At 67.6% G+C, this 24,662-nt stretch carries 22 protein-coding genes; 4 read left to right on the top strand and 18 right to left on the bottom strand.

Annotated elements, in window-relative coordinates:
• Window positions 1-129 precede the first annotated feature (129 nt).
• From xylB to ACEN9N_RS01175, 11 genes are all read right to left on the bottom strand, one after another.
• A complete protein-coding gene (xylB, locus tag ACEN9N_RS01225) occupies window positions 130-1,599 on the bottom strand; it encodes a xylulokinase (RefSeq protein WP_495655201.1) in 1,470 nt (489 codons plus the stop codon).
• 20 nt (window positions 1,600-1,619) lie between these two features.
• The gene (locus tag ACEN9N_RS01220) at window positions 1,620-2,573 is read right to left on the bottom strand and encodes an AraC family transcriptional regulator (RefSeq protein ID WP_413315206.1); all 954 of its coding nucleotides are present in this window, start codon (window positions 2,571-2,573) and stop codon (window positions 1,620-1,622) included.
• A 12-nt stretch (window positions 2,574-2,585) separates the two neighbouring features.
• Window positions 2,586-3,554: a carbohydrate kinase family protein gene (locus ACEN9N_RS01215; protein WP_495655200.1), complete on the bottom strand. Its 969-nt coding sequence runs from the start codon at window positions 3,552-3,554 to the stop codon at window positions 2,586-2,588.
• Between the two features lie 20 nt (window positions 3,555-3,574).
• Window positions 3,575-4,246, bottom strand: coding sequence for a transaldolase family protein (locus ACEN9N_RS01210; RefSeq protein WP_495655199.1), 672 nt, complete (start codon window positions 4,244-4,246; stop codon window positions 3,575-3,577).
• Between the two features lie 28 nt (window positions 4,247-4,274).
• The gene (locus ACEN9N_RS01205) at window positions 4,275-5,063 is read right to left on the bottom strand and encodes an L-iditol 2-dehydrogenase (RefSeq protein WP_413315203.1); all 789 of its coding nucleotides are present in this window, start codon (window positions 5,061-5,063) and stop codon (window positions 4,275-4,277) included.
• A complete protein-coding gene (dalD, locus tag ACEN9N_RS01200) occupies window positions 5,060-6,451 on the bottom strand; it encodes a D-arabinitol 4-dehydrogenase (RefSeq protein WP_495656438.1) in 1,392 nt (463 codons plus the stop codon). Before dalD ends, ACEN9N_RS01205 begins: the two co-directional genes overlap by 4 nt.
• Before the next feature lie 76 nt (window positions 6,452-6,527).
• Complete coding sequence (locus ACEN9N_RS01195) at window positions 6,528-7,568, bottom strand: ABC transporter ATP-binding protein (protein ID WP_413332221.1); 1,041 nt, start codon at window positions 7,566-7,568, stop codon at window positions 6,528-6,530.
• A 17-nt stretch (window positions 7,569-7,585) separates the two neighbouring features.
• Complete coding sequence (locus ACEN9N_RS01190) at window positions 7,586-8,419, bottom strand: carbohydrate ABC transporter permease (protein ID WP_413315201.1); 834 nt, start codon at window positions 8,417-8,419, stop codon at window positions 7,586-7,588.
• 149 nt (window positions 8,420-8,568) lie between these two features.
• The gene (locus ACEN9N_RS01185) at window positions 8,569-9,426 is read right to left on the bottom strand and encodes a carbohydrate ABC transporter permease (RefSeq protein WP_495655198.1); all 858 of its coding nucleotides are present in this window, start codon (window positions 9,424-9,426) and stop codon (window positions 8,569-8,571) included.
• A 148-nt stretch (window positions 9,427-9,574) separates the two neighbouring features.
• A complete protein-coding gene (locus ACEN9N_RS01180; protein ID WP_495655197.1) occupies window positions 9,575-10,885 on the bottom strand; it encodes an ABC transporter substrate-binding protein in 1,311 nt (436 codons plus the stop codon).
• A 179-nt stretch (window positions 10,886-11,064) separates the two neighbouring features.
• Window positions 11,065-11,994, bottom strand: coding sequence for a LysR family transcriptional regulator (locus ACEN9N_RS01175; RefSeq protein WP_007834019.1), 930 nt, complete (start codon window positions 11,992-11,994; stop codon window positions 11,065-11,067).
• Between the two features lie 94 nt (window positions 11,995-12,088).
• Between ACEN9N_RS01175 and ACEN9N_RS01170 the strand changes: the two genes are divergently transcribed.
• Both ACEN9N_RS01170 and ACEN9N_RS01165 read left to right on the top strand, forming a co-directional pair.
• Window positions 12,089-13,063 carry a Bug family tripartite tricarboxylate transporter substrate binding protein gene (locus ACEN9N_RS01170; RefSeq protein WP_413315199.1) on the top strand — a complete coding sequence of 325 codons (975 nt, stop codon included), beginning with the start codon at window positions 12,089-12,091 and terminating at the stop codon, window positions 13,061-13,063.
• A gap of 46 nt (window positions 13,064-13,109) precedes the next feature.
• Window positions 13,110-14,162, top strand: a complete 1,053-nt coding sequence (locus ACEN9N_RS01165) for a 4-hydroxythreonine-4-phosphate dehydrogenase PdxA (protein ID WP_413332217.1) — start codon at window positions 13,110-13,112, stop codon at window positions 14,160-14,162.
• A 31-nt stretch (window positions 14,163-14,193) separates the two neighbouring features.
• On the opposite strand, the gene ACEN9N_RS01160 is transcribed toward ACEN9N_RS01165, so the two are convergent.
• The 3 genes from ACEN9N_RS01160 to tal all read right to left on the bottom strand — a co-directional run bounded on the left by ACEN9N_RS01160 (window position 14,194) and on the right by tal (window position 17,182).
• Window positions 14,194-14,526 carry a DUF805 domain-containing protein gene (locus ACEN9N_RS01160; protein WP_007834009.1) on the bottom strand — a complete coding sequence of 111 codons (333 nt, stop codon included), beginning with the start codon at window positions 14,524-14,526 and terminating at the stop codon, window positions 14,194-14,196.
• A 143-nt stretch (window positions 14,527-14,669) separates the two neighbouring features.
• On the bottom strand, window positions 14,670-16,223 hold the full coding sequence (gene pgi, locus ACEN9N_RS01155; RefSeq protein ID WP_495655196.1) for a glucose-6-phosphate isomerase: 1,554 nt from the start codon (window positions 16,221-16,223) through the stop codon (window positions 14,670-14,672).
• A 2-nt stretch (window positions 16,224-16,225) separates the two neighbouring features.
• Window positions 16,226-17,182: a transaldolase gene (tal, locus tag ACEN9N_RS01150; protein ID WP_007834007.1), complete on the bottom strand. Its 957-nt coding sequence runs from the start codon at window positions 17,180-17,182 to the stop codon at window positions 16,226-16,228.
• A 228-nt stretch (window positions 17,183-17,410) separates the two neighbouring features.
• Here tal and ACEN9N_RS01145 point away from each other — a divergent pair, with 228 nt between their 5' ends.
• Window positions 17,411-18,082: a lipocalin family protein gene (locus ACEN9N_RS01145; RefSeq protein WP_413335588.1), complete on the top strand. Its 672-nt coding sequence runs from the start codon at window positions 17,411-17,413 to the stop codon at window positions 18,080-18,082.
• Here ACEN9N_RS01145 and ACEN9N_RS01140 read toward each other — a convergent pair.
• The 4 genes from ACEN9N_RS01140 to ACEN9N_RS01125 are packed head-to-tail and all read right to left on the bottom strand — an operon-like array spanning window position 18,028 to window position 23,033.
• Entirely contained in the window at window positions 18,028-18,690 is a 663-nt protein-coding gene (locus ACEN9N_RS01140) for an HAD family hydrolase (RefSeq protein ID WP_007834003.1), read from the bottom strand. The two genes, ACEN9N_RS01145 and ACEN9N_RS01140, sit on opposite strands and share 55 nt — an antisense overlap.
• Window positions 18,691-18,702: 12 nt before the next feature.
• Window positions 18,703-19,752: an ABC transporter ATP-binding protein gene (locus tag ACEN9N_RS01135; RefSeq protein WP_007834001.1), complete on the bottom strand. Its 1,050-nt coding sequence runs from the start codon at window positions 19,750-19,752 to the stop codon at window positions 18,703-18,705.
• The gene (locus ACEN9N_RS01130; protein ID WP_495656437.1) at window positions 19,749-22,010 is read right to left on the bottom strand and encodes an ABC transporter permease; all 2,262 of its coding nucleotides are present in this window, start codon (window positions 22,008-22,010) and stop codon (window positions 19,749-19,751) included. Before ACEN9N_RS01130 ends, ACEN9N_RS01135 begins: the two co-directional genes overlap by 4 nt.
• Before the next feature lie 12 nt (window positions 22,011-22,022).
• Window positions 22,023-23,033, bottom strand: a complete 1,011-nt coding sequence (locus ACEN9N_RS01125; protein WP_042673464.1) for an ABC transporter substrate-binding protein — start codon at window positions 23,031-23,033, stop codon at window positions 22,023-22,025.
• A 155-nt stretch (window positions 23,034-23,188) separates the two neighbouring features.
• On the opposite strand from ACEN9N_RS01125, the gene zwf reads away from it, so the two are divergent.
• Entirely contained in the window at window positions 23,189-24,661 is a 1,473-nt protein-coding gene (gene zwf / locus ACEN9N_RS01120; protein ID WP_413315194.1) for a glucose-6-phosphate dehydrogenase, read from the top strand.
• Window position 24,662: the final 1 nt, after the last annotated feature.

Raw genomic sequence — 24,662 nt, 5'->3', positions numbered from 1 at the left:
GTCCGCTACGCCTACCCCCTACCGGGGGCGACACCTGCGGACCGGCAGAGCCGGATCCGCGGTGTCTCGCGAAATGAAAGAAGCCCGGCTTGCGCCGGGCTTTTTTCATGGGCGGTCGTGATCGCTCTGCTACTGGAATTGCGCCTGCACCGCCTTGTAGAGCGCCTGGAAGCGCGCATGCCTCGTCCTGTGGACATCGGCTACTTCGGTCGAGGCAACCAGCTTCTGCTTCACAGGCGGCAGCGTGCACACCTCGGCCACCGAGCCCCCATCCGCCAACCACGCCAGCCGCGCCGCACCCAGTGCGCCACCCGTCTCGCCGCCCGCATAGAGCGTGAGCGGCACGCCGAAGATGTCGGCCAGCAGCTGCCCCCACCACACGCTGCGCGCACCGCCGCCCACCAGCGCCATGTCGCGCAGCGGCATCCCGGCCGGCAGCCGCAGCGTGTCGAAGCCGTCGCGCAGGCCGAAGCTCACGCCCTCGACCACGGCGTACGCGATTTCCGCTGGCCCGTGTGCCTGCGTGAGGCCGAACAGCACGCCCTGCGCGTTGGGGTTGTTGTGCGGCGAGCGCTCGCCGGAGAGGTACGGCAGGAACAGCGGGCAGCCCTCGCGCTGTGCCAGCGGGACGGACGCCGCCGCTTCGAGCAGCGCGGCCTCGTCCGCGAACCTGAAAGTCTTTGCGGCCCAACTCACCGCGCTCGCAGCCGAGAGCATCACCGACATCTGGTGCCACCGCCCCGGCAGCGCATGGCAAAAGGCGTGCATCGCCAGCGCGGGGTTCGGCAGGAAGCGGTCTGTCGAGACGAACACGACGCCCGAGGTGCCGAGTGACACGAATCCCTGCCCCGGCTCGACGAGGCCCATGCCGACGGCGCTGGCCGCGTTGTCGCCGGCACCGCCGGCGATCACCACGCTGGCGCTGCCCACGCCCCAGCGCGCCGCCAGTTCGGGTTTGAGCTGCGCCGACATCTCGCTGCCTTCGACCAGCCGCGGCATGTGCGCGCGCGTGAGGCCTGTGGCTGCCAGCAGTTCGTCGGACCAGTCGCGCGCGCCCACGTCGAGCCACAGCGTGCCCGCCGCATCGGACATCTCGCTGACCGCCTCGCCGCTGAGCATGAAGCGCAGCCAGTCCTTGGGCAGCAGCACGCGCGCCACACGGCCGAAGATTTCAGGCTCGTGCTCGCGCACCCACAGCAGCTTGGGCGCGGTGAACCCCGGCATCGCGAGGTTGCCCGCGATCTCGCCGAGCCTCGGCACGGCGCGCGCAAGCGCCTCGCACTGCGCACCGCTGCGGCCGTCGTTCCAGAGGATCGCAGGGCGCAGCACCTCGCCCGCCGCATCGAGCAGCGTGGCACCGTGCATCTGTCCCGACAGGCCGATGGCGCGCACCGCCGCGAGCTCCTCGGGATGCGACTTGCCGAGCGCACGCATCACCTCCTCGAGCGCATGCCACCACTGCTGCGGCGCCTGCTCCGACCACAGCGGCCGCGGCCGTTCGACCGCGAGCGGCGCGCGGGCCACGCCGACGATGCGGTGGTCGTCGGCGAGCAGCAGCGCCTTGAGCTCGGACGTGCCGAGGTCGAGTCCCAGGTACAAGATGAACCCCCTGGCTTTGTCTAGGAAGAGATGCCGCCGCCGAAGCGGGTGTCTGCCTGCTTTCGGAATTCGCTCGGCGTCATTCCCTTGATTTCAAGAAAACGTCGATTGAAATTCGCCACATTGTTGAAGCCAACCTGGTAGCAGATGTCGGTCACGTAGTGATCGGTCTGCATCAGCAGGTGGCAGGCGCTGTTGATGCGCACGCGGTTGACGAAGTCGGTGAAGCTGTTGCCGGTGGAGCGCCGGAAGAAACGGCTGAAGCGGCTCTCGCTCATGCCCAGTTCGGCCGCCACGTCCGACATCGAGATCGACTCCGCCATGTTGCTGGTGATGCGGTTGACGATGTCGTTGATCTGGTCGACCTGCGCATCGCCCTCGATGCCCTGGGCGCCCTGCATCTGCACGCTCGACAGCAGCCGGTAGTCGGTGCATTGCGCGAGGTCGGCCATGCACTCGAGGAACCGTCCGAGCCGGCGCACGCCGCGCGCGGCCTTGATGGCGTCCCAGTGCGTCTGCGCCTGCTGCGACATGCCGAAGAACTCGATGCCGTGCCGCGCACGTTCGAGCAGCTGCATCACTTCGCGCAGCTCGGGAATCTCGGCCGCGGCGTGCTCGATCGGCTCGTGGCGGAACTGGATCACCCGGTCGCGCCCAGCGGCGCCGCCTTCGGGCACGTCGAGCGAGATCCAGTTGTGCGGCAGGCGTGGCCCGCAGAGCACGAGGTGTCCGGGCTGGAACGGCCCGATCCAGTCTCCTATGAAGGCCTTGCCCGAGGTCTCGGTGATCAGGTGCAGCTCGTAGTCTTCATGGAAATGCCATCGCACCAGCGGGCTCGGGAAGCCGTGCGCCAGGCAGCGCACCAGGCCGGTTTCGGGGGCCTCGTAGCCCAGCGACGGGGAGCGCGCAATATCGCGCTCCAGCTCGGGTTGGCGCTGACGGGGAATCGAGCGTTTGCGTGTGGACGTTGTCATGGCAGCACGGGGTCAGGACCGGGAAGCGACGGCCCCATTGTCTTCCTGCGCCAGCGCGGCGTGAACCGCTTCGAGCGTGGGTGGATCGGCGCCTTCGCGGGTGCAGTTGAGGGCGGCGGCCGTGGCGGCGAAGCGCATCACCTCGCGCCAGGCCTCGTCGCCCAGCTCGCCGAGCTGGGCCGGGTGCTCGACGCCGTGCGCGAGCAGCGCCACCGAGAGCCCGGCCGTGAAGGTGTCGCCTGCGCCGATGGTGTCGACCACCTTGACGCGGGGCGCCGCCACGGCGAGCGGCGCGTGCCCCGTGCGCCAGAGCGTGGCGCCCGCGCCGCCGCGCGTGACGACCACGGCGTGCGCGCCGGCCTGCAGGCAATCCGCCGCCAGTGCATCGACCGGCCGGCCGGGGGCCAGCAGTTCGGCATCTTCGTCGCTGAGCTTGACCAGGTCGGCCATGGCCAGCCAGTCCGTCATGTGCTCGCGGTAGGCGGCCATGTCGGGAATCAGGCTGGGCCGCACGTTCGGATCGAACACGATCACGCGGCGGCCCGCGTTGGCCGTGACCAGCTCGGCAATGCGCGTGGCCGCCGGCTCCTGCAGCATCGAGATCGAGCCGAAATGCAGGAAGCGGCACTCCGCCGGCAACTGCGGCAGCGGTTCGGGCGCCCAGGTGGCGTCGGCGCTGCCGCGCGTGTAGAAGGCATAGCGGTTGGTCCGCGGCGTGCGCTCGACGAAGGCCAGCGTCGACGGCGCATTGCTGCGCAGAATGAGGCGGGTGTCCACGCCGTTGCGTTCGAGAAAACGCATCAGCCGTTCGCCGAACAGGTCGGTCGACAGCTGCGTGAGAAAGCCGGTGGGCTGGCCGAGGCGCGCGCAGGCCACGGCCGTGTTGAGCGGAGAGCCGCCCTCGTGGCCCAGGAACGCGAGCGTGCCGGCCTCGCTGGCGGTGAAATCGATCAGGGCTTCGCCCGTGAGTGCAATGCGCATGGTGCTCGGATTTTCCTCTGTCAGGGCAAGGCGCGTGCATCGGCCAGGAAGCCGCGTTCGGCGGCGAGCGTGGCGGGATGGTCGAGCAGCTCGGCAAAGAGGCGCGGCGGGATGGTGATGGCTCCCACGCCGAGCCCCAGCAGGGCAAGGTAGGCCGCGCGCGAACGGATGCTGGCCACCAGCAGCCGCGTGCCCGACGAAGGGCGCTGCGCGACCAGCGACTGCATCTGCGCGATCAGCGCCAGCCCGTCGACACCGGCGTCGTCGAGCCGGCCGAGGTACGGCGCCGCATAGGCCGCGCCCAGTTGCGCCGCGAAGTGCGCCTGCTCGGGCGCATACACGGCCGTCCACGTGACGGGCACGCCTTGCGCGATGAGCCGCGCGCCGGCATCGAGGCCCTGGCGCGTGGCGGGAATCTTGACGACCAGCTGGCCCCGGTCGAAGTGCGAGAGCAAGGCCGCAGCGTCTTCGAGCATGCCGTCGACGTCGCTCGAATACACCTGCGCCTGCACCTGCCGCGCGCCCAGTTCGATGCAGCGTTTCAGCAAACCGGGTACTTCGCCGCGGCCAATGCCCGCACGCTTGAGCAAGGTCGGGTTGGTCGTCACGCCATGCACCACCGGGTGCGGCAGGCAGGCCTGCAGTTCAGACAGGTCGGCACTGTCGAGGTACAGATGGAAGTCTTCGTTCATCGCATTTTTGCAAGCATGCAGAGAATCATCAGCTCATGACATTGCCGCCATCGACATTCAAGGTCTGCGCCGTGATGTAGCGCGCCTCGTCGCTGGCAAGAAACACGGCCGCGCCCGCGATGTCGGCCGGCACGCCCATGCGGCCGAGCGGCACCTCCAGGCCCACGCGGCGCTTCTTCTCGCCGGGCGGCAGCCCTTCGGCCTTGGCGAACAGGCTGTCGACATGGTCCCACATCGGCGTGTCGACCACACCGGGTGCAATGCCGTTGACACGGATGCCGTGCGGCGCCATGGCCAGCGCGGCGCTCTGCGTGTAGCTGATGACCGCGGCCTTGGTCGCGCAGTAGTGCGACACCAGCGCTTCGCCGCGCCGCCCGGCCTGCGAGGCCATGTTGATGACCGACGCGCCCTGCGTGCCCGCTTCGACCATGTGGCGCAGCACGGCCTGCATCACGAAGAACATGCCCTTCACGTTGACCGCGAACAGCCGGTCGAACGAAGCTTCGTCGCTGTCGAGCAGCGGCGCCAGGTCGAACACGGCAGCGTTGTTGAACAGCGTGTGGATCGGCCCGAAGGCGACCTGCGCCTCGGCCAGCATGTGCGCGATGGCCTGCGTGTCGGTCACGTCGGCCGCGATGTAGGCGAGCTTGTCGGGGTGGCGCTGCTGCAGTGCCCGCACGGCCTCGGGCGCCCCTGCAGCGCGGTCGACCACGCTGCAGCGCGCGCCCTCGGCAATGCAGGCCTCGGCCACGGCCAGGCCGATGCCGCCACCGGCGCCGGTCAGCAGCACATGGCGGTTCTTCAAACGTTCGCTCATATCGTTGCTCCAGAGTTCAGGAAATTTGCCACGCGCCCGCTCGCTGCGCGCACGGCGTCGACCAGCCGTGCATCGCCCGCGGCGGTGCCCCACAGTCCCGCGTCCGAACACAGCGCGAGCACCGGATCGGCGGCGTCGCAGATCGCGTGCGCCGCGGCCTCGTCCATGCCCTGGTCCTGGTAGGCATAAGGCAGCGCGCCGCGATGCCAGCGCTGCAGGAAGGCCAGGAACAGTGCGGGCAGCATCGCAACGCTGTCGATCGGCTGCCCCGCGGCGAGCCGCTCGCGCACTGTGGGCGCGATGAAGCCCGGGATCTTCGAGAAGCCGTCGGCCGCCACGCGCTGGTTGGTGTCGCGGATCGCGGGGTTGCCGAAGCGGTCGAGCACCACGTCGCGGTAGGCTGCGAGATCGATCGGGCTCGGGCTGAGGCACGGGATCACGTCGTCGGTGACGTAGTCGAACGCCATCCGGCGGATGGCCGCGTCGTGCGTGCCTTCGTGGATGAAGTTCAGCCCTGCCAGCGTGCCCGCCCAGGCGATGCAGCTGTGCGTGGCGTTGAGGATGCGGATCTTGGCCTCTTCGTAAGGCTGTACCGATTCGACCAGCTCCACGCCCACACGGCCCCAGTCGGGGCGCCCGGCCGCGAAGTTGTCCTCGATCACCCACTGGATGAAGCTCTCGCCGGTGATCGCGGCCGCATCGTCGCGCCCCGTCGCGGCCTTCACGCGCGCGCGCAGCTCGGGCGGCGGGCGCGGCGTGATGCGATCGACCATTGCGTTGGGGCAGGAGGTGTTCGCTTGCACCCAGGCAAGCAGTTCCGCATCGCCCGCGCGTTCGATGAACTCCAGCAGCCCGGCACGGAAGCGATCGCCGTTGTGGCGCAGGTTGTCGCAGTTGAGCAGCGTCACCGGACCGGCCTGCGCGGCCTTGCGCGCGCGCAGGATCGCGCAGACGGCGCCATAGATGGTCACGCCCTCGCCACCCGCCTCGCCGCGGCGCGCGCGCTCGATGTCGGCTGCGAGATCGCCGAACGACAGGTCCAGCCGGCCCTTGGTATCGAGGTAGTAGCCGGCCTCGGTCACGGTGAACGAAATGATGCGCGTGGACGGTGCCGCGCCGCGCGCGACCACCGCGGCCAGCGAAGGCTCCCACGGCAGCACTTCGCGGATGGCTTCGATCTGTTCGTAGCGGTACTCGCCGGCCGGCGACACGGTTTCGAGCGTGTAGCGGCCGCCCTGCGCCTGCAGTGCGGCGACGACCTCGGCCATGTCGGGCCGGATGTTGGCGCCCGAGAGCGACCAGCGGGTGTCACCCGCATCGGTCAGCCGTTGCAAATAGACGGCCTGGTGGGCCCGATGGAACGAGCCGAGTCCAAGGTGAAACACCATGGACTCCGAAGGAGCCGGTGGAGTTGGCGCATCGAGAGGCGCTGCTGCGAGGGTCACGGGAATGTTCCGGAAGAAATCAGGCGGAGACCGAACGGCCTTCACGGTTGAACAAATGAAGAACCGACGGATCGAGCTCGACCGCCACGTCGTCGCCGGCATGCAGCGGCGTGCGCTCGTTCTGGCGTGCGATCAGCGGCACGCCGCCCACGTCGACGTGGATCAGCGTGTCGGCACCGAGGGCTTCGACCAGCTCGACGCGGCCCTGCACATCCGACACCGGCGCGCCCTGCTTCGGATGCACGCGCAGGCCTTCGGGGCGCACGCCCAGGAAGCCGTCGGCCGGCAGCTTGCCGCCGGTGGCGGCCGAGAAGCTGGGAATCGCATTCGCCGCCACCATGTTCATCGACGGCATGCCGATGAACTGCGCGACGAACTGATTGGCCGGGTGGTCATACAGCTCGAGCGGCGTGCCGACCTGCTCGATCAGCCCGTCCTTGAGCACCACCACGCGGTCGGCCAGCGTCATGGCTTCGACCTGGTCGTGCGTCACGTAGATGGTGGTGGCGCCGAGCGCGCGGTGCAGCTTGTGGATCTCGACGCGGGTGTTGCCGCGCAGCGCCGCATCGAGGTTCGACAGCGGCTCGTCGAACAGGAACACCTTGGGCGCGCGCACGATGGCGCGGCCGATCGCCACGCGCTGGCGCTGGCCGCCCGACAGGTCCTTCGGCGTACGGTCAAGGTACTGCGTGAGGTTGAGCGTCTTGGCCGCATATTCGACCTTGGTCCTGATCTCGCTCTTGCCCACGCCCGCGAGCTTGAGCGCGAAGGACATGTTGTCGTACACGCTCATGTGCGGATAAAGCGCATAGCTCTGGAACACCATCGCCAGGTCTCGCTTGCCCGAGGGTGTCCAGGTGATGTCCTTGCCGTCGAGCAGCAGGTTGCCGCTGGTGATGGGCTCGAGCCCCGCGATCAGCCGCAGCAGCGTCGACTTGCCACAGCCCGATGGCCCCACGAAGACGATGAACTCACCCTTCTGGATTTCGAGGTTGACGCCCTTGATGATGTTGACTTCACCAAAGCTCTTCTTGATGTCTTTGAGTTGCAGGTAGGCCATGAGATGTCTCCCTTTCTTTACTTGACGGCGCCGAAGGTCAGGCCTTGCACCAGTTGCTTCTGGCTGAACCAGCCGAACACCACGATGGGCGCGATGGCCATCAGCGAAGCCGCCGACAACTTGGCCCAGAACAGGCCCTCGGGGCTGGAGTACGACGCGATGAGCGTGGCCAGCGTGCCGGCCTTGGCGGAGGTGAGGTTGAGCGCCCAGAAGGCCTCGTTCCAGCTCAGCACCAGGCACAGCAGGCCGGTCGATGCGAGGCCGCCCACCGACAGCGGCATCACGACGTGTCGGAACTCGGTCCACAGGCTGGCGCCATCCATGCGCGCAGCTTCGAGGATCTCGTTCGGAATGTCCTTGTAGGCGCTGTAGAGCATCCACACCATGATCGGCAGGTTCGACAGCGTGAACACGATGGTCAGCGCGGTGAGCGAATCCAGCATGCCCGCGGTCTGCGCGATCACGTAGATCGGCACCAGCGCGCCCACGGCCGGCATCATCTTGGTGGAGAGCATCCACATCAGGATGTCGCGCGTCTTCTTCGTGCGGAAGAAGGCCATCGAGTACGCGGCCGGCGCCGCGATCAACAGGCCGAGGATGGTCGAGCCCAGGCTGGTGATGAGCGAGTTGCGCGCGTACAGCAGGTAGTCGCTGCGGCGCTGCACCTCACCGAAGTTGTCGAGCGTGGGCTCGAAGACGAAGAGCGGCGGTACATGGATCGCCTGCAGCTCCGTCTTGAAGGCCGTGAGGAACAGCCAGCCGAGCGGGAAGAACAGCAGCAGCGCGACGGCCCACGCGCCGACGGTGCGCAGCAGCTGCGGCAGGAAGTTGCTGGGAGCTTGTTGTTGCATGGTTCAGTTACTCCATCGTGCGGAGGGCAAGACACGGCCCATTCCAGGAACACCACGGAACCGGCTCGGCCGGGCCGTTGGTGTTGCCCCCTGCAAGGGGGTTGGCGAAGCGACACGAAGTGCGCGAAGACTGGGGGTGTGCAACATGACTAGTCAAGGTTCTTGCCGATGATGCGGATCAGGAACACGGCCACGATGTTGGCCAGCACCACCGCGAACAGCGCCCCGGCGGAGGCCACGCCCACGTCGAAATTCATCAGCGACTGCTTGAAGATCATGTAGGTCATGTTCGTGCTCTCGTTGCCCGGGCCGCCGTTGGTGGTGATGGCGATCTCGGCAAAGATGCTGAGCAGAAAGATCATCTCGATCATGATCACCACCGCCATCGGGCGGCCGAGGTGCGGAATGGTGAGATAGAAGAAGCGCTGGAACGAACTCGCGCCGTCCATGCGCGCGGCTTCCATCTGCTCGCGGTCGAGCGACTGCAGCGAGGTGATGAAGATCAGGCAGGCGAACGGCAGCCACTGCCAGGCCACCATGATGATCACGGAGAGCAGCGGCACGTCGGTGAGCCAGTCGACCGGCTGGGCGCCGAAGGCGCGCCACACGTCGGCCAGCACGCCGTAGATGGGGTTCATCATCATGTGCTTCCACAGCAGCGCGTTGACCGCGGGCATGACGAAGAACGGCGAGATCAGCAGCACCCGCACGATGCCGCGCCCAGGGAAGGGCTCGTTCACCAGCAGCGCGAGCAGCACGCCCAGCACCACCGTGATGACGATCACGCTGCCGATCAGCAGCAGCGTGTTCCACGTGGCCGGCCAGAAGTCGGGGTCGGTGACGAAGTAGTGAAAGTTCTCGATGCCCGCGAAGGTGTGCTCGCCGGGCTGCATAAGGTTGTAGTTCACCAGCGAGAAGTACAGCGTCATCACGAGCGGCACGATCATCCAGGCGAAGAGCGTGAGCACGGCGGGCGCCATGAGGGCGCGGGGCAGGAGTCGTTTCATGGGCAGTCCCTTCTTGTTGTCTCTGGCTCCTTCCCCCTCTGGGGGAAGGCGGGGATGGGGGCTGCCCGATCAGGCGCGGCACCGAACGATGCGCCGCGAGCCCCCACCCCTACCCTCCCCCAGCGGGGGAGGGAGCAAGCCCGAAGACTTACTTGTAGTACCCGGCCTTCTTCATCTCGCGCTCGGCCGCCGTCTGCGATGTCTTCAGCGCCTGGTCCACAGTGACCTTGCCCGACAGCGCCGCGCTCATCTGCTGGCCCACCGCCACGCCGATGGCCTGGAACTCGGGAATGGCCGCGTACTGCACACCGACGTACGGCGACTTGGGCAGCGTGCTGTCGGTGAGGTTCGCGCTGTCGATGGCCTTCTTCTCCGCTTCGGCGAACTTGGCGACCTTCTGGAACTCGGGGTTCGCGTAGGTCGATTTGCGCGTGCCGGTCGGCACCGAAGCCCAGCCGGTTTCCTTGGCCACGAGGTTGATGTAGTCCTTGGAGGTCGCCCACTTGATGAACTTCTGCGCCGCCTCGTCCTTGGTCGAGCTGGCCGGAATGGCGAGGTTCCACGACCACAGCCAGTTGGCACCCTTCGGCGTGGTGGCCGTGGGCGCCTGCGCAAAGGCCACCTTGTCGGCCACCTTCGACTGCTTCGGGTCGCTGATGAACGAGGCCGCGATGGTCGCGTCGACCCAGGCCGCGCACTTGCCTTCGTTGAAGAGCGCGAGGTTCTCGTTGAAGCTGTTGGCCGAGGCACCCGGAGGGCCATCCTTCTTCATCATGTCGACGTAGAAGGTGATCGCGTCCTTCCAGGGCTTGCTGTCGATCTGCGGCTTCCACTGCATGTCGAACCACTGGCCACCGTGGGTGTTGACCAGCGTGGTCAGGAAGGCCATGTTGTCGCCCCAGCCCGGCTTGCCGCGCAGGCACATGCCGTACACACCGGCCTTCGGGTCGTTGGCCTTGTCGGCGAACTCCTTCACCTGCGCCCAGGTCGGCTGGTCGGAGAACTTGACGCCGACCTTGTCCGCCAGGTCCTTGCGGTACATGAGCATCGAGCTCTCGCCGTAGAAGGGCGCGGCGTAGAGCTTGCCGTCGTTCGACAGGCCGTTGCGGATGGCGGGCAGCAGGTCGTCGATGTCGTAGGCGGCGTCGGTGGCGATGGGCTTGAGCCAGCCCTTCTTCGACCAGATCGGGGTTTCGTACAGGCCGATGGTCATCACGTCGAACTGGCCGCCCTTGGTGGCGATGTCGGTGGTCACGCGCTGGCGCAGCGTGCCCTCTTCCAGCGTGACCCACTTGAGCTTGATGTCGGGGTTGGCTTTTTCGAAGAAGGGGGTGAGCTTCTGCATCTCGATCATGTGGCCGTTGTTCACGGTCGCGATCACGAGTTCGGTGGCAGCCTGGGACACGGCGCCCGTGCCGATGAGTGCGAGGACGAGGCCCGCTTTCAGAAAACGCTTCATGTTGTCTCCTAGAGGTGAGCGACGCCCTCTTGTTTGTCGGGTCGCCGTGGTCGGATTCTGGAGAAACGCGCTTGCGGTTTTGGTACTTCCGCAGTCGATACCAGTACTTTCATGCACCAGTTGGCTAGTGAATTCCCTAGTTCACGCAAGACAGCATGTAAAACGGCAACCCAAAGGCTTCAGCCGCCGCCCAGCAACTGGCGCCGGAACTGGGCGGCGGCCGGCGAAAGCGCACGGTCCTCGCGGGTGATGAGGCAAATCGGCGGCACGCGCACCGGCAGTTCCACCGGAACGGTGCGAAGCACGCCCAGCCGGGCGTAGTGGCTGGCCTGCGAGGCAGGCATCACGGCCGCCATGTCGGAGCTTTCCAGCAAGGCGGTGATGGCAATGGGCGATGCCGTTTCGATGATGTCGAGCCGGGCCTGGATGCCCGCCTCGCGCATCGCCGCCTCGAAGCGCCCGCGCTGCGGCGAGCCCGGCGGCTGCAGCACCCAGGACCAGTTCGCCATCTCGGCCAGCGTGACCGTGGGGCGGTCGAACACCGGGTGCGCGATGCGCACCACCACCACCTGCGATTCGCCCAGCAGCGGCACGCTCGCGTACTTCGCCTCGTCGTGGCCGTCGGTGAGCCGGCCCAGCACGAGGTCGACATCGCCCTGCTCCAGCTGCGCCTGGATCACGTCGCTGGTCTCGACCACCACCGACACGGCCACCTGCGGATGGCGGCGGTGGTACTCCACCAGCGCCGGCGCCAGCAGCTCGGGCACGGCGCCCGGTACGCTGCCCACGCGCAAGGCGCCACTCAGGCCCGAGCGCAGGGCCAGCATCTCCTCGCGCGCAGTGCCGAAGTCGCTGAGCACGCGGCGGGCATAGCGGATCAGGATCTCGCCGTAGGGCGTGGGCTCCATGCCCCGCGCCAACCGCTCGAAGAGCTTTTCACCGAGCGAGTCTTCAAGCTGCTGCAGCAGCTTGGTGGCCGCGGGCTGGCTGATGTTCATGGCCTCGGCCGCGCGGCCGAGATGGCGGTGGGCGTCGAGCCGGGCCAGCAGCAGCAGCTGGCGCGGCCGCACGTGGAGCATCAGCGAGGCATCGGTCGAGCCGGAGTTCATGCACAAAAGTATATGAAGCTTCGGGCTTTTTCGATTGGATCGGGATGGCGAAGCTCCGTACGCTCGGTCCCCACAACAAGCAGGAGACGACCCGATGAAGCTTTACTCCCTGGCCCGCGCGGCAGGCCTGGCCGCCGCGCTGCTGGCCGCGGCGTCGGCCGGCGCCCAGTCCGCCTACCCCGACAAGCCCCTGCGCATCATGGTGGGCGCCTCGCCCGGAGGCGGTACCGACATCCTTGCGCGCGTGCTGGCCGACAAGCTGTCGCCAGCGCTCAAGCAGCCCGTGGTGGTCGAGAACCGGCCCGGCGCCTCCAACACCATTGCCGGCGAACTCACGGCCCGCGCGCCGGCCGATGGCGCCACGCTGCTGCTGGCCACCAACACGGCGCAGGCAGTGGCGCCGCACATCCTCAAGCTCAAGTACGACCCGCTGAAAGACCTGCAGCCCGTGGGCCTGGTGGCCGTGATGCCCAACGTGCTGGTGGTGTCCGCGAACTCGCCGTACAGGTCGGTGAGGGACCTTGTGACGGCGATGGCAATGAAACCCGGCGGCTTCAAGTACGCGTCGTCCGGCATCGGCAGCACCCAGCACGTGGGCGGCGAGGCCTTCAACCTGGCCACCGGCATGAAGTCGATCCATGTGCCCTACAAGGGCAGTTCGCAGGCGCACGTCGACATCATCTCGGGAGAGGTCGACATGATGTTCGACAGCACCTCCTCGGCCATGGGCCAGATCAGGGCCGGCAAGTTCCGCGCGCTGGCCGTGAGCGCGCCGCAGCGCTCGCCCGAGCTGCCCGACGTGCCCACGCTGGCCGAGCAGGGCATCAAGGGTGCCGACGTGTCCACCTGGTACGGCCTCTACGTGACGGCCGGCACGCCCCGCCCCGCGATCGAGCGGCTGAGCGCCGAACTCGTGCGCACGCTGAAGCTGGCCGATGTGCAGAGCCGCATCAAGGCGCTGGGCGGCGAGCCTGGAACACTGACCGGCGAACCCTTCGCGGCGATGAACAGGCAGGAGTTCGACCACTACGGCCAGCTCGTGCGCGACGCCAACATCAAGGCCGAATGAGCCGGCCCTTGTTCCCCTTTTTCTTCAACCGCATCCAACCGACACCATGCCCACCCCACCCAAGACGCCGAGCGTGATCTCCGCCAAGCCCCGCATCGCCGTGCTGCTCGGCGACCCCGGCGGCGTCGGCCCCGAAATGGCCGTGAAGCTGCTGGCGCGCCAGCGCAACCTGGACGCCGCGCGCGTGCTGCTGATCGCCGATCCGGTGGTGCTGGCCGCTGGCGAACGCGTGGCGGGCCTGAAGCTGGCCCCGCTGCAGGTCGCGAGCCTCGACGAGCTGCATTTCGAGGACGGCCGGCCCAGCCTTCTCGCGCGCGACTGGATGAAGGGACAGGAGCCGGTGCCCGGCGAGTCGAACGAACAGTCCGGCCGGGCTTCGTTCGAGGCGCTGGAACTGGCCACGCTGGCGGTGCGCCGCGGCCAGGCCGAGGGCATCCTTTTCGCGCCGCTCAACAAGCATTCGCTGCGCCTGGGCGGCCTCGTGCACGAGGACGAGCTGCGCTACATGCAGGAGCGCTTCGCGGTGACGGGCTTCGTCTGCGAGTTCAACCTCACCGGTTCGCTGTGGACCTCGCGCGTGACCTCGCACATTCCACTGAAGGACGTGGCGAGCCACATCACCGTGCAGGGCGTGAGCGACGCTGTGAAGATCATCGCCGCCGCGCTGCGCCGCGCGGGCGTGGCGGAACCGCGCATCGCGGTGACGGGGCTCAACCCGCACGCGGGCGACGGCGGCTCCATCGGCATGGAGGAAATCGAGATCATCGCGCCCGCCGTCGAGCGGCTGCGCGCCGAGGGCTTCGACGCACGCGGCCCGTTCTCGCCCGACACGGTGTTCATCGGCGCGCGCCGCGGCGACGTCGATGCGGTGGTGTCGATGTACCACGACCAGGGCCAGATCGCGATGAAGCTCATGGGCTTCGAGCAGGGCGTGACGCTGCATGGCGGCCTGCCTGTGCCGGTGGCCACGTCGGCCAGCGGCAGTGCATTCGACATCGCGGGCCGGGGCATCGCGAACATCGAGGGCCTGCAGCAGGCCTTCGACCTGTGCGTGCGCATGGCGAGCGGCCAGGAAAAAGGGCCGCTTGCGCGGCCCTGACGATCCAGCGCTGCGTGCGCCGTTGCAAAGCTCAGGCGCTCGCCGGTGCGCCGTGCGGGTTGGTCTCGGGCTGGGAGGGCTGCACGTAGAAATAGATCAGCACGAGGTTGACGATCGGGATGAGCATCAACAACTGGAGCCAGCCGCTCTTGCCGATGTCGTGCAGGCGGCGCGCGCCCACGGCCAGCGCGGGCAGCAGGAAACCCAGCGCCGCGATGACGTACACGAACTGATGAATGAGGCTCGCAACGATGAGCACGATGACCTCGGCCAGCACGAACCACCAATATTCCGAGCGCGACGCGCGCCCGTTGAAATCGGCGTATTTGCTGAAACAAGTCTTGACCGCTGTTTGAAAATCCATTGATCGACTCCTCTTGATGGGTCCCAGGGAAATTTCCCCGGACCGATCATATCGATGCATCTTCCAACGGCAAACTCGGCCATTCGTACGCAAACAAACGGCTTATTTCAAGAAGCCGCCCAACGAATCCGGGTCCGGATTCTTCAGTTTCCGAGCCGCTTCAACAGCCCTGCCGTCGATGCATCGAGCCCCGCGACGTCGCCCGAGGCCAGGCGCGGCTCGATGTCGCGCGCGAGCACCTTGCCCAACTCCACGCCCCACTGGTCGAAACTGTTGATGCCCCACAGCGCGCCACTGGTGAACACGCGGTGTTCGTACATCGCGAGGAAGGCGCCCAGCGATTCGGGCGTGAGCTTCTCGAACACGAAGAAGGTACTTGGCCGGTTGCCCGGGAAGTTCTTGTGGCCGCCCTCGTCGAGCTTGCCGACCATCAACGCCTGCGCTTGCGCGAGCGCGTTGGCCAGCAGCTTGGGGTGATGGCCTTCAAGGTCGTGCGCCGCGTCGCGCACCGCCACGAATTCGAGCGGAATCACGTCGGTGCCCTGGTGCAGCATCTGGAAGTAGGCATGCTGGCCGTTGGTGCCGGGCTCGCCCCAGAGCACGGGCGAGGTGCCGAAGTCCACGGGCTTGCCGCTGGCATCGACCTGCTTGCCGTTACTTTCCATCTCGAGCTGCTGCAGATAGGCCGGCACGCGCTTGAGTGCGCTGTGGTAAGGCGCGATGCTGCGGCTCGTGAACTTGTGGAAGTTGCGATACCAGACGTCGAGCAGGCCCAGCCGCACCGGCAGGTTGTGCTCCAGCGGCGCGGTGCGGAAGTGCTCGTCCATCGCATGCGCGCCCGCCAGCAGGCGGCGGAAACCGTCGGCGCCGATGGCCAGCGCAATCGGCAGGCCGATGGCCGACCACAGCGAATAGCGCCCGCCCACCCAGTCCCAGAAGCCGAAGGTGGTGTCGATGCCGAACTTCTTCGCCGCTTCCACGTTGGTGGTGAGCGCCGCGAAGTGGCCCGCGATGTCGGTGCCGCCCGACTGCTCGTACCAGCGCCTGGCCGACTGCGCGTTGGTCATCGTCTCGGCCGTGGTGAAAGTCTTCGAGGCAATGAGGAACAGCGTGTGCTCGGGCGCCAGGCCCTGCAGCACGCCGGCCAGCTCGTGGCCGTCGACGTTCGAGACGAAGTGGAATCGCTTGCCCGGCGCGGCGAACTCGGCCAGCGCCAGCACCGCCATCTGCGGGCCGAGGTCGGAGCCGCCGATGCCGATGTTGACCACGTCGGTGATCGTGTGGTCGCCGCGCACCTTCTCTGCATAGGCCAGCATCGCGTCGAGCGTGGCGTGCACCTCGCGCAGCTCGTTCGCGGTCTTGGGCCCGGTCGGCGCATCGGCCGGCGCGCGCAGCAGCGTGTGCAGCACGGCGCGGTCTTCGGTGACGTTGATGTGCTCGCCCGCGAACATGGCGTCGCGGTGCGCCTCGAGGCCGCATTCGCGGGCCAGCGCGAGCAGCAGCTCCTCGGTGCGTGCGTCGATCAGGTTCTTCGACAGGTCTGCGAAGACATACGGCGCCTCCTGGCTGAAACGCGCAAAGCGGTTCGCGTCGTCCACGAAGGCGTGGCGCACGTCGAACTGGCGGCCCGCCGTTTCGAAACTGGACTGGAGTTGCGCCCAGGCCGGCGCATGGTCGCAGCGAAGGGTCATGGCCATGTTTACTTGCCGCTTTCCTGCATGAGTTTTTCGAGCTTCACAGCGTCGGCTGCGAAGGCGCGGATGCCTTCCGCGAGCTTCTCGGTGGCCATGGCATCTTCGTTCAGCGCAAAGCGGAAGCCCGCCTCGTCGTAGCTGACCTTGGCGATGTCGCCCCCGGGTGCGGCCTTGGCGTCGAGCGCGTGCTGCAGCGGTTCGTTGCTGGCGGCCAACTCGGCCAGCAGCTCGGGGCTGATGGTCAGCAGGTCGCAACCAGCCAGCGCCTGGATCTGTCCCACGTTGCGAAAGCTCGCGCCCATCACCTCGGTCTTGATGCCGTGCTGCTTGTAGTAGTTGAAGATTTCCCGCACCGACTTGACGCCCGGGTCGTTGGCGCCGGCACTGGCCGCTTCGTCCCACTTGGCGCCGGCCGACTTCTTGTACCAGTCGTAGATGCGGCCCACGAAGGGCGAGATGAGCTGCACGCCGGCCGCGCCGCAAGCCACGGCCTGCGCGAACGAGAACAGCAGCGTGAGGTTGGTGCGGATGCCCTTCCTCTCGAGTTCGCGCGCCGCCTCGATACCTTCCCAGGTGGAGGCCACCTTGATCAGCAGGCGCTTTTCGGTGTCGATGCCTTCGGCCTTGTAGAGCGCCACGATGCGCTCGCCGCGCGCCACGGTCGCGGCCGTGTCGAAGGACAGGCGGGCGTCGACCTCGGTCGACACGCGGCCCGGGATGATCGAGAGGATTTCGCTGCCGAAGCGCACCAGCAGGCGATCGATGACCTCATCGAGCGGCTTGCCGGCGTGCTTCTTCACGGTTTCATCGAGCAGCGGCCGGTATTCGGCCTTCTGCACGGCCTTGAGGATGAGCGACGGATTGGTGGTCGCGTCCTGCGGCCTGGAAACGCTGAGCTGCTTGAAGTCACCGGTGTCGGCGACGACGGTGGTCCACTGGCGGAGGGCATCGAGTTGGTTCATGAAATGATTATCCAGTGCGGGTTGTGACAAGTCCTGCACGCAGTTGCGCGTGGGCCGATGTTTTCATGCGCACCGTAGCACGGGTTTTCCGCCGCTCTATCAGCCTGTTGCGTACAGGGTTGTCAGCCGCCCTGCCCTACACCGGCTGTGGTCCGCGGCTGACGGCATCGGCCGCCCGCCCGGGGCTACGCTGCGCTCCACGCCGAAATTTTCAGCCAGGAGCCCTCCATGTCCCATCGCCAACGCGGCCCCGCGCCTCCCGACGGCCAGCCCTTCGACGACCGCCGCACCAGCGCGGCGATCGGCACCATGGCCACCGCTTTCGTCATGGGCGGCGCCGCGGCCTGGCTGGCCCTCCAAGCTTCGCGCACCGCGCGTGTGCAACCGGCCGGCCCGGCCGACGGCGCACCGCTGATGCGGGCTCCGCTGCAGGTGGTGGCGCCGGTCGACCTGCGGCGCTATGCCGGCATCTGGCACGAGCAGGCGCGCCTGCCGAACCGCTTCCAGAAAGCCTGCGCCGGCCCCGTGACCGCCGAGTACACACTCCAGCCCGACGGCACCGTGCAGGTCGTGAACCGCTGCGCGCGCGCGGACGGCAATTTCGACCAGGCGACCGGCACCGCGCGCGTGGTGCCCGTGGCAGGCCAGCCCGGCGCGGGCCGACTCCAAGTGCGCTTTGCGCCCGCCTGGCTTAGCTGGCTGCCCATGGTCTGGGGCGACTACTGGATCCTGAAGCTCGACCGCAACTACGAGGTGTCGCTCGTCGGCACGCCCGACCGCGAATACCTCTGGGTGCTGTCGCGCGCGCCGCGCCTGGACGACGCGGTGCTGAAGGCCGAGCTGGACTACGCCAGCAGCCTGGGGTTCGACACCGACAAGGTGGTGCTGACCGGTAGATAGCGCTGCAGCTGCGACGGCAGCATGGCCGGCGTGGTGCAGTGGATGGCCTGCCAGCCGAAGGCGCGCGCCGCCTCTACGTTGGCGGCGGAGTCGTCGATGAACACGGTCTGTTGCGGATCGAGCGCGTAGCGCATCGCCAGCACCTCGTAGATCTCGCGCTCGGGCTTGAGGAACTTCACGTCGCCCGAGAACACGCCGCCGTCGAAGCGCTGCATGAACGCATGCCGGCGCTCGATGGCGCGGGCGTACGACGCAGGCATGTTCGACAGGTAGTACAGGCGCAGCGGCTGGCCGGCCTCGCGGTGCGCGACCAGCTGTTCGAGCATGTCGACCGTGACGCCGATCGGCTCCAGCCGCTCGCCCAGTCCTTCGAGCATGGTGCGAAGCGGCCCGGCCGGCAGCGAGAGCCGGGCCGACATGCGGGCGATGGCATCGTCCAGCGTGCGGGTGCCGCAGTCGAAACCCGTCCAGTCGTCGTGATGGAAAAGTGCCCGGCCCATGGCGACCGCGGCGGCCTCAGTGGGCGCGTGCTGCGCGAGATGGGCCTGTACCAGCCGGGTGGGCTCCCATGCGAACAGCACGGCGCCCAGGTCGAAAACCACGTTCATGGCGCCATTGTTTCATGCACCGGGCACCACGCTCACGCCGTGGGCTCCCAGCGACAGCGTGGCCTGCGCGCCCGCCGCCAGCGGACGGGACAGGTCGTTCGACACCACGAAGACCGGCCCCAGGGTGGTGTCGAAGCCGTATTCGTAGAAGCTGCCGAGGTACGCCGCCTTGCGCAGCGTGGCCGGCAGGCCGCTGCCCGCGTCCGCGGCGCCGATCTGCCAGGCTTCGGGACGCACCGCAACCTTCACCGTGCCGGGTGCCACCGCATGGCGCGGCTGCAGGCGCAGCGGGCCGAGCGCCACGCTGCCGTCGGCCTGCGCCGTGGCGGGGAACACCATCGCCTCGCCCATGAAACCAGCGACGAACTCGCTCTCGGGCCGCCCGTAGAGCTGCTCGGGCGTGCCGCGCTGGGCGATCACGCCGTGGTCCATCACGATGATCTGGTCGCTCACGGCCAGCGCCTCGCTCTGGTCGTGCGTGACGTAGGCCACGGTCAGCTTCAAGCGCTGCTGCAGCGCGCGGATTTCCTCGCGCATCTCGCGGCGCAGGCGGGCGTCGAGGTTGGAGAGCGGCTCGTCGAAAAGCAGCACCGCCGGCTCCAGCACCAGCGCGCGCGCCAGCGCCACGCGCTGCTGCTGGCCGCCCGAGAGTTCGCTGGGCAACCGCTCGTCGAAGCCGACCAGGCCCACGCCGCGCAACGCCTCGCGTGCCCGCGCGGTGGCCTCGTCCTTCTTCACGCCGCTCATGCGCAGCCCGTAGCCCACGTTCTCGATCACGTTCATGTGCGGGAACAGCGCGTAGCTCTGGAACATCATGCTGACGTTGCGCTCGGCCGGCCCCAGCGTGGTAACGTCGCGCCCGCCCATGAAAATCGAACCCGAGGTCGGCGACTCGAGCCCCGCGATCATGCGCAGCGTGGTCGTCTTGCCGCAGCCCGACGGGCCGAGGATGGTGGTGAGCGTGCCGACAGGCACTTCGAAGCTGATGCCCTTGACGGCCAGCGGCGCGTTCCTGTCGGTGCCGTAGCGCTTGGTGACGTTGCGGAATTCGATGCCGTTCATGCCAGGTCTTCCATTTTGTGATGTCCCTGATGCTGCGGCGTGACCCCTCGTCGTCCCAGCTTTCGCTCTCCCACCACGAACTGCACCAGTGCAATCGCCAGCGACATCAGGATCATCAGCACCGTGCAGTACGCCAGCGCGATGCCGTAGTCGCCGTTGCCGACGCGGCCGATGATGTAGGTGGTGGCCAGCTCGTTCTCGGCCGTGACCAGGAAGATCACCGCGCTCACCGTCGTCATCGCGCGCACGAAGCTGTAGACCAGCGCGGCCACCAGCGCGGGCTTCAGCAACGGCAGCACCACCTTGAAGAGCGTCTGCGAGGTCGATGCGCGCAGCATCAGCGAGGCTTCGTCGAGCGAGCGGTCGAGCTGCTTGAAGGCCGCAGTGCCTGCACGCACACCCACAGGCAAATTGCGAAACATGAAGCACAGCACGATGATGAGCCCCGTGCCCGTGAGCTCGAATGGCGGCACGTTGAAGGCCAGGATGTAGCTCACGCCGAGCACCGTCCCCGGAATGGCGAAGGCCAGCAGCGTGCCGAACTCGAACAGCCCCTGTCCCCTGAACTCGTTGCGCGCCAGCAGCCACGCGATCAGCAGGCCCAGCGCCGCAGTGATGGGCGCCGAGATGCCCGCGAGCTTGAGCGTGGTGATCAGCGAGTTCCATGCCGTACCCGCCCACACCAGCCCGAACTGCCCCCATTCGAGCGAGAACGCGTTCCTGAAGTGGTTCAGCGTGAAGCTGTAGTCGCGCCCCCAGGTCTGCACGAAGCCGCCCGCGAAGGCGAACAGGTAGACCACCGCGGTGAACGCGATCCACGGCAGCGCGATGCACTGGATGGTGCGGCGCACGCCATCGGGCAGCGCCATCGGGATGCCGGCATCGCCCTTGCCGCTGACGGTCGTGTAGTTCTGCTTGCCCAGCAGGCCGCGCTGCAGCGCGAACACGCCGAGCGCAAACAGCGTCAGCACCCAGGCCAGCGAGGCCGCGCGGCCCTGGTCGTACTGCGCGCCGACGATGGCGAAGAAGATGTCGGTCGACAGCACCGAGAACTGCCCGCCCACCACCACCGGGTTGCCGAAGTCGGCGATGCTCTCGATGAATCCCACCAGGAAGGCGTTGGCCAGCCCCGGCTTCAGCAGCGGCAGCGTGATGGTGAAGAAGGTGCGGCGGCGGTCGGCGCGCAGCATCTGCGCGGCTTCCTCGAGGCTTGGCGCAATGCCCTGCACCACGCCCCGCATGATCATGAAGGCGATGGGCGTGAACGCGAACAGCTGCGCCACCAGCACGCCCGGCATGCCATAGAACCAGCGCGTGGGCTCGATGCCGAACACGTTCTCCAGCACCTGGTTGACGATGCCGGCGCGGCCGAACAGCAGGATCAGGCCGAGGCCCACCACGAACGGCGGCGTGATGATCGGTAGCAGCGCCAGCACCCGCAGCGCGCCTTGCCCGCGCTTGCTGCCGCGCTCGGCCATCAGTGCCATCAGCGTGCCGAGAAAGGTCGTGCCGGCCGCGGTGAGCAGGGCCAGTACCAGCGTGTTCCACGCCACGCCGCAGCGCACGCCGCCGGAAAGGCACCCCAGCCCCCAGATGCGTTCGGTGAACACGCGCGCGACAAACGCGGCGATCGACCACTGCCCATCTTCGTTGAAGAATGCACCCGACAGCGCCTTGCTCACCGGGTAGGCGATGAACAGCGCCATCAGCACGCCGCAGCCGATGACCGCGGCCGCCACGAACAGGTCACCCTTGAAAAGGCCGAGCCGCGCGATGCCGAAGGCGGCCAGCAGCACGAGCGCAGCGAGCGCCACGAAGCCGCCCGCGCCGATGCCGAACTGGTTGACGGCCAGATCGCCGAACTGCGTGTTGAGCGCCGCGAAGCTCCAGCCCCGCGCGCCGATCGCGAAGCCTGTCACGGCCAGCCCGATGGCGCCGATCGCGCCACCCGCGAGCAGCCAGCGTCCCTGGCTACGGCCAGCAGGCAGCCACGCACCTGCCGCGCACATCAGCAGCCCAGCAAGGCCGACGAAGAGCCAGCCCCGACCCTGCGTCGCCGCCTGCATCAGACCGTTGGCACCCTCCGCCTGGCCGAACACCTGCGGAACGGCTTCGTACCAGGTCGCGTCCTGAATCGCGTACCAGGGCAGCAGCAGGTACGCGGCAAGGCCCAGCGCGACCCATGCCCAGATCCAGCGCTGCGAGCGCCTGGCCGCGGCCAGGGACGCCGGATTGACCGGCGCGCCGGTGTCGATCAAATGCGCAGCCACTCAGCGCGGCAGCGAATTGACGTCTTTTTCCCAGCGCGCGATCAGGCGCCGGCGCTCGGTGCTCGCGCCGTATTTGGCGTAGTCGTAGTTGATGAACTTGATCTTCTTGAAGTCGGGGATGCGCGGGTCGAGCTTGGCGTTCACGTTGCTCGGCAGCTGGAACTGCTTGTTGGCGGCGCCGAGCTCCTGCGCGGCGGGCGTCAGCGCCCACTCGTAGAACTTCTTGGCCGCCTCGAGGTTGCGCGCGCCCTTGACGATGCTCATGGAGCCGATCTCGGCGCCGGTGCCGTCGCTCGGCGTGATGGTCTCGACCGGGAAGCCCTGCATTTTCTCGCCGGGGCCGTCATGCACGAAGCTGATGGAAATCGCGGTTTCGCCGCGCGCCACCGCCTTGATCGGGCCGGTGCCCGAGCGGGTGTACTGGCCGACATTCTTGTGCAGCGCCTTCAGGTAGTCGAAGGCCTTGTCCTCGCCCATCAGCTGCACCAGCGTGGCGATCATGGTGTAGGCCGTGCCGCTGGAGGCCGGGTTGGCCACCTGGATGTCTCCCTTGTACTCGGGCTTGAGCAGGTCGGCCCAGGTCTTGGGCACGGGCAGCTTCTTCTTGGCCAGCAGCTCGGGGTTGTAGCCGAAGCCCAGCGGACCCGAATAGATGCCGACGGTCTTGTAGCCCGACTGCCTGGCCTGCTGCTGGGCCCAGGGGTGCAGCTGCGAGAGCGTGGGCGACTTGTATTCGAGCGTGAGCCCCTGCTCGGCCGCCTGCAGGTGCGGGTCGCCGGTGCCGCCGAACCAGACGTCGGTCTTGGGGTTGTCCTTTTCGGCGATCAGCTGGGCCAGCGCCTCGCCGGAGCCCTTGAGCGCCATGTTGATGCGCACACCGGTGGTGCGCGCGTAGACGGTGGAGATCACGCTGCACCACTCGGCCTGGACCGAACAGATCACGTTGACGGTCTGCGCCGACGCGGCAGCCGACAACCCGAGCAGCGCGGCTGCGGTAAAAAGCTTCTTCATTTGAATTTTCTCCGCCTCATGCATAAAAAAAGGCCTCGCGGCCACAGGTCAGCGTAGCTTTAGTACAGGTCGGGCGAATCGGTACAAGTACCATCGCAAGTGGCCCTCTCGGCGGCCCACGACCTGCTCGGCATTCAGACAAAGGAAAGTTTTTCATGAGCTTCGATCTCGTTCTGTTCGGCGGCACTGGCGATCTCGCGTGGCGCAAGCTCATGCCCGCGTTGTTCCAGGCATTCCGGCACGGCAGCCTGCCGCAAGACGGGCGCATCGTCGGCGTGGCGCGGGACGACCTGTCGGACGACCAGTACCGGGAACTGATCCAGTCGCGCTTCAGCGCGGTCGAGGGCGCCAAGCGGCCCTCCCCCGAGGAGTTCGAGAAGTTCGCGTCGATGCTGCACTTCCTGCGCATGGACCTGTCCAAGCCCGACGACTATGTGCGGCTGGCCGACCTGCTCAAGCAGCGCGACGCGAAGACGATCGTGATGTACGTCGCCACGGCGCCCGCGCTCTTCACGCAGGTGGTCGAGCAGATCGCCGCGGCCGGCCTCAACGGGCCGAGGACGCGCATCGTGCTCGAAAAGCCGCTGGGCCATGACCTCGCCTCCAACCGCGCGATCAACGCCGCGGTCGGCAAGGTGCTCGAGGAGAAGCAGGTCTTTCGCATCGACCACTACCTCGGCAAGCCATCGGTGCAGAACCTGTTCGCCATGCGCTTTGGCAATGCGCTGTTCGAGCCCATCTGGCGCCGCGAGCACATCGCCAACATCCAGATCACCATGGCCGAGGACCTGGGCGTGGAAAAGCGCGGCGCCTTCTACGACCAGACCGGCGCGCTGCGCGACATGGTGCAGAACCACGCGCTGCAGTTGCTGTGCGCGATCGGCATGGAGCCGCCGATCAACTCGCACGCCGACGCCATCCGCGACGAAAAGCTCAAGGTGCTGCGCGCGCTCAAGCCCTGGACGCCCGAAACGCTGGGCCTGCACACGGTGCGTGGCCAGTACACGGCCGGCACGGCCTACGGCGAGCGCGTGCCGGGCTACCGCGACGAGCCCGGTGTGAACCCCGATAGCCGCACCGAAACCTTCGTGGCGCTGCGCACCGAAATCGCCAACTGGCGTTGGGCCGGCGTGCCCTTCTACATCCGCACCGGCAAGCGGCTGGCCTCGCGCGATGCGCGCATCGAGGTCAACTTCAGGCCCACGCCGCATGCGATCTACCGCGCGCCGACCGGCAACGTCAACAAGCTGGTGATCAACCTGCAGCCCAAGGACGGGCTGGAACTGCACATGCTCGCGCAGGCCCAGGACAACCGGCAGCGTGGCGGCAACGGCCACAGCAACGCCGCGCAACTGGCGCCGGTTCAGCTCGACCTCGACTTCGACAAGCGCTTCGGCGCCGAGCGCGTGGGCGCCTACGAGCGCCTGCTGCTCGACGTGATCGACGGCCGCCTCAACCTGTTCGTGCGCAGCGACGAGCAGGAAGAAGCCTGGCGCTGGGTCGAGCCGCTGATCGACAGCTGGGAATCGGACGGCGGCCCGCGCCCCTATGCGGCCGGCACCTGGGGCCCGAGTGCGTCGAGCGCGATGATTGCGCGCGACGGGTTCGCCTGGGGCGAGGAGCAGTAAC

Source organism: Variovorax sp. Varisp46 (assembly GCF_059491885.1).
Note: the sequence above shows the minus strand (reverse complement) of the source record. Positions and strands in the feature narration are given on the sequence as shown.

What these genes read in the sequence shown, in the direction of transcription:
- ACEN9N_RS01175 (WP_007834019.1), bottom strand. Translation starts at nt 11,994, where the DNA reads ATGAACTCCGGCTCGACCGATGCCTCGCTGATGCTCCACGTGCGGCCG.
- dalD (WP_495656438.1), bottom strand. Translation starts at nt 6,451, where the DNA reads ATGGTGTTTCACCTTGGACTCGGCTCGTTCCATCGGGCCCACCAGGCC.
- pgi (WP_495655196.1), bottom strand. Translation starts at nt 16,223, where the DNA reads ATGGCCATGACCCTTCGCTGCGACCATGCGCCGGCCTGGGCGCAACTC.
- zwf (WP_413315194.1), top strand. Translation starts at nt 23,189, where the DNA reads ATGAGCTTCGATCTCGTTCTGTTCGGCGGCACTGGCGATCTCGCGTGG.
- ACEN9N_RS01180 (WP_495655197.1), bottom strand. Translation starts at nt 10,885, where the DNA reads ATGAAGCGTTTTCTGAAAGCGGGCCTCGTCCTCGCACTCATCGGCACG.
- ACEN9N_RS01165 (WP_413332217.1), top strand. Translation starts at nt 13,110, where the DNA reads ATGCCCACCCCACCCAAGACGCCGAGCGTGATCTCCGCCAAGCCCCGC.
- ACEN9N_RS01195 (WP_413332221.1), bottom strand. Translation starts at nt 7,568, where the DNA reads ATGGCCTACCTGCAACTCAAAGACATCAAGAAGAGCTTTGGTGAAGTC.
- ACEN9N_RS01140 (WP_007834003.1), bottom strand. Translation starts at nt 18,690, where the DNA reads ATGAACGTGGTTTTCGACCTGGGCGCCGTGCTGTTCGCATGGGAGCCC.
- ACEN9N_RS01215 (WP_495655200.1), bottom strand. Translation starts at nt 3,554, where the DNA reads ATGCGCATTGCACTCACGGGCGAAGCCCTGATCGATTTCACCGCCAGC.
- ACEN9N_RS01185 (WP_495655198.1), bottom strand. Translation starts at nt 9,426, where the DNA reads ATGAAACGACTCCTGCCCCGCGCCCTCATGGCGCCCGCCGTGCTCACG.
- ACEN9N_RS01190 (WP_413315201.1), bottom strand. Translation starts at nt 8,419, where the DNA reads ATGCAACAACAAGCTCCCAGCAACTTCCTGCCGCAGCTGCTGCGCACC.
- ACEN9N_RS01145 (WP_413335588.1), top strand. Translation starts at nt 17,411, where the DNA reads ATGTCCCATCGCCAACGCGGCCCCGCGCCTCCCGACGGCCAGCCCTTC.
- ACEN9N_RS01160 (WP_007834009.1), bottom strand. Translation starts at nt 14,526, where the DNA reads ATGGATTTTCAAACAGCGGTCAAGACTTGTTTCAGCAAATACGCCGAT.
- ACEN9N_RS01135 (WP_007834001.1), bottom strand. Translation starts at nt 19,752, where the DNA reads ATGAACGGCATCGAATTCCGCAACGTCACCAAGCGCTACGGCACCGAC.
- ACEN9N_RS01210 (WP_495655199.1), bottom strand. Translation starts at nt 4,246, where the DNA reads ATGAACGAAGACTTCCATCTGTACCTCGACAGTGCCGACCTGTCTGAA.
- ACEN9N_RS01125 (WP_042673464.1), bottom strand. Translation starts at nt 23,033, where the DNA reads ATGAAGAAGCTTTTTACCGCAGCCGCGCTGCTCGGGTTGTCGGCTGCC.
- tal (WP_007834007.1), bottom strand. Translation starts at nt 17,182, where the DNA reads ATGAACCAACTCGATGCCCTCCGCCAGTGGACCACCGTCGTCGCCGAC.
- ACEN9N_RS01170 (WP_413315199.1), top strand. Translation starts at nt 12,089, where the DNA reads ATGAAGCTTTACTCCCTGGCCCGCGCGGCAGGCCTGGCCGCCGCGCTG.
- ACEN9N_RS01205 (WP_413315203.1), bottom strand. Translation starts at nt 5,063, where the DNA reads ATGAGCGAACGTTTGAAGAACCGCCATGTGCTGCTGACCGGCGCCGGT.
- ACEN9N_RS01220 (WP_413315206.1), bottom strand. Translation starts at nt 2,573, where the DNA reads ATGACAACGTCCACACGCAAACGCTCGATTCCCCGTCAGCGCCAACCC.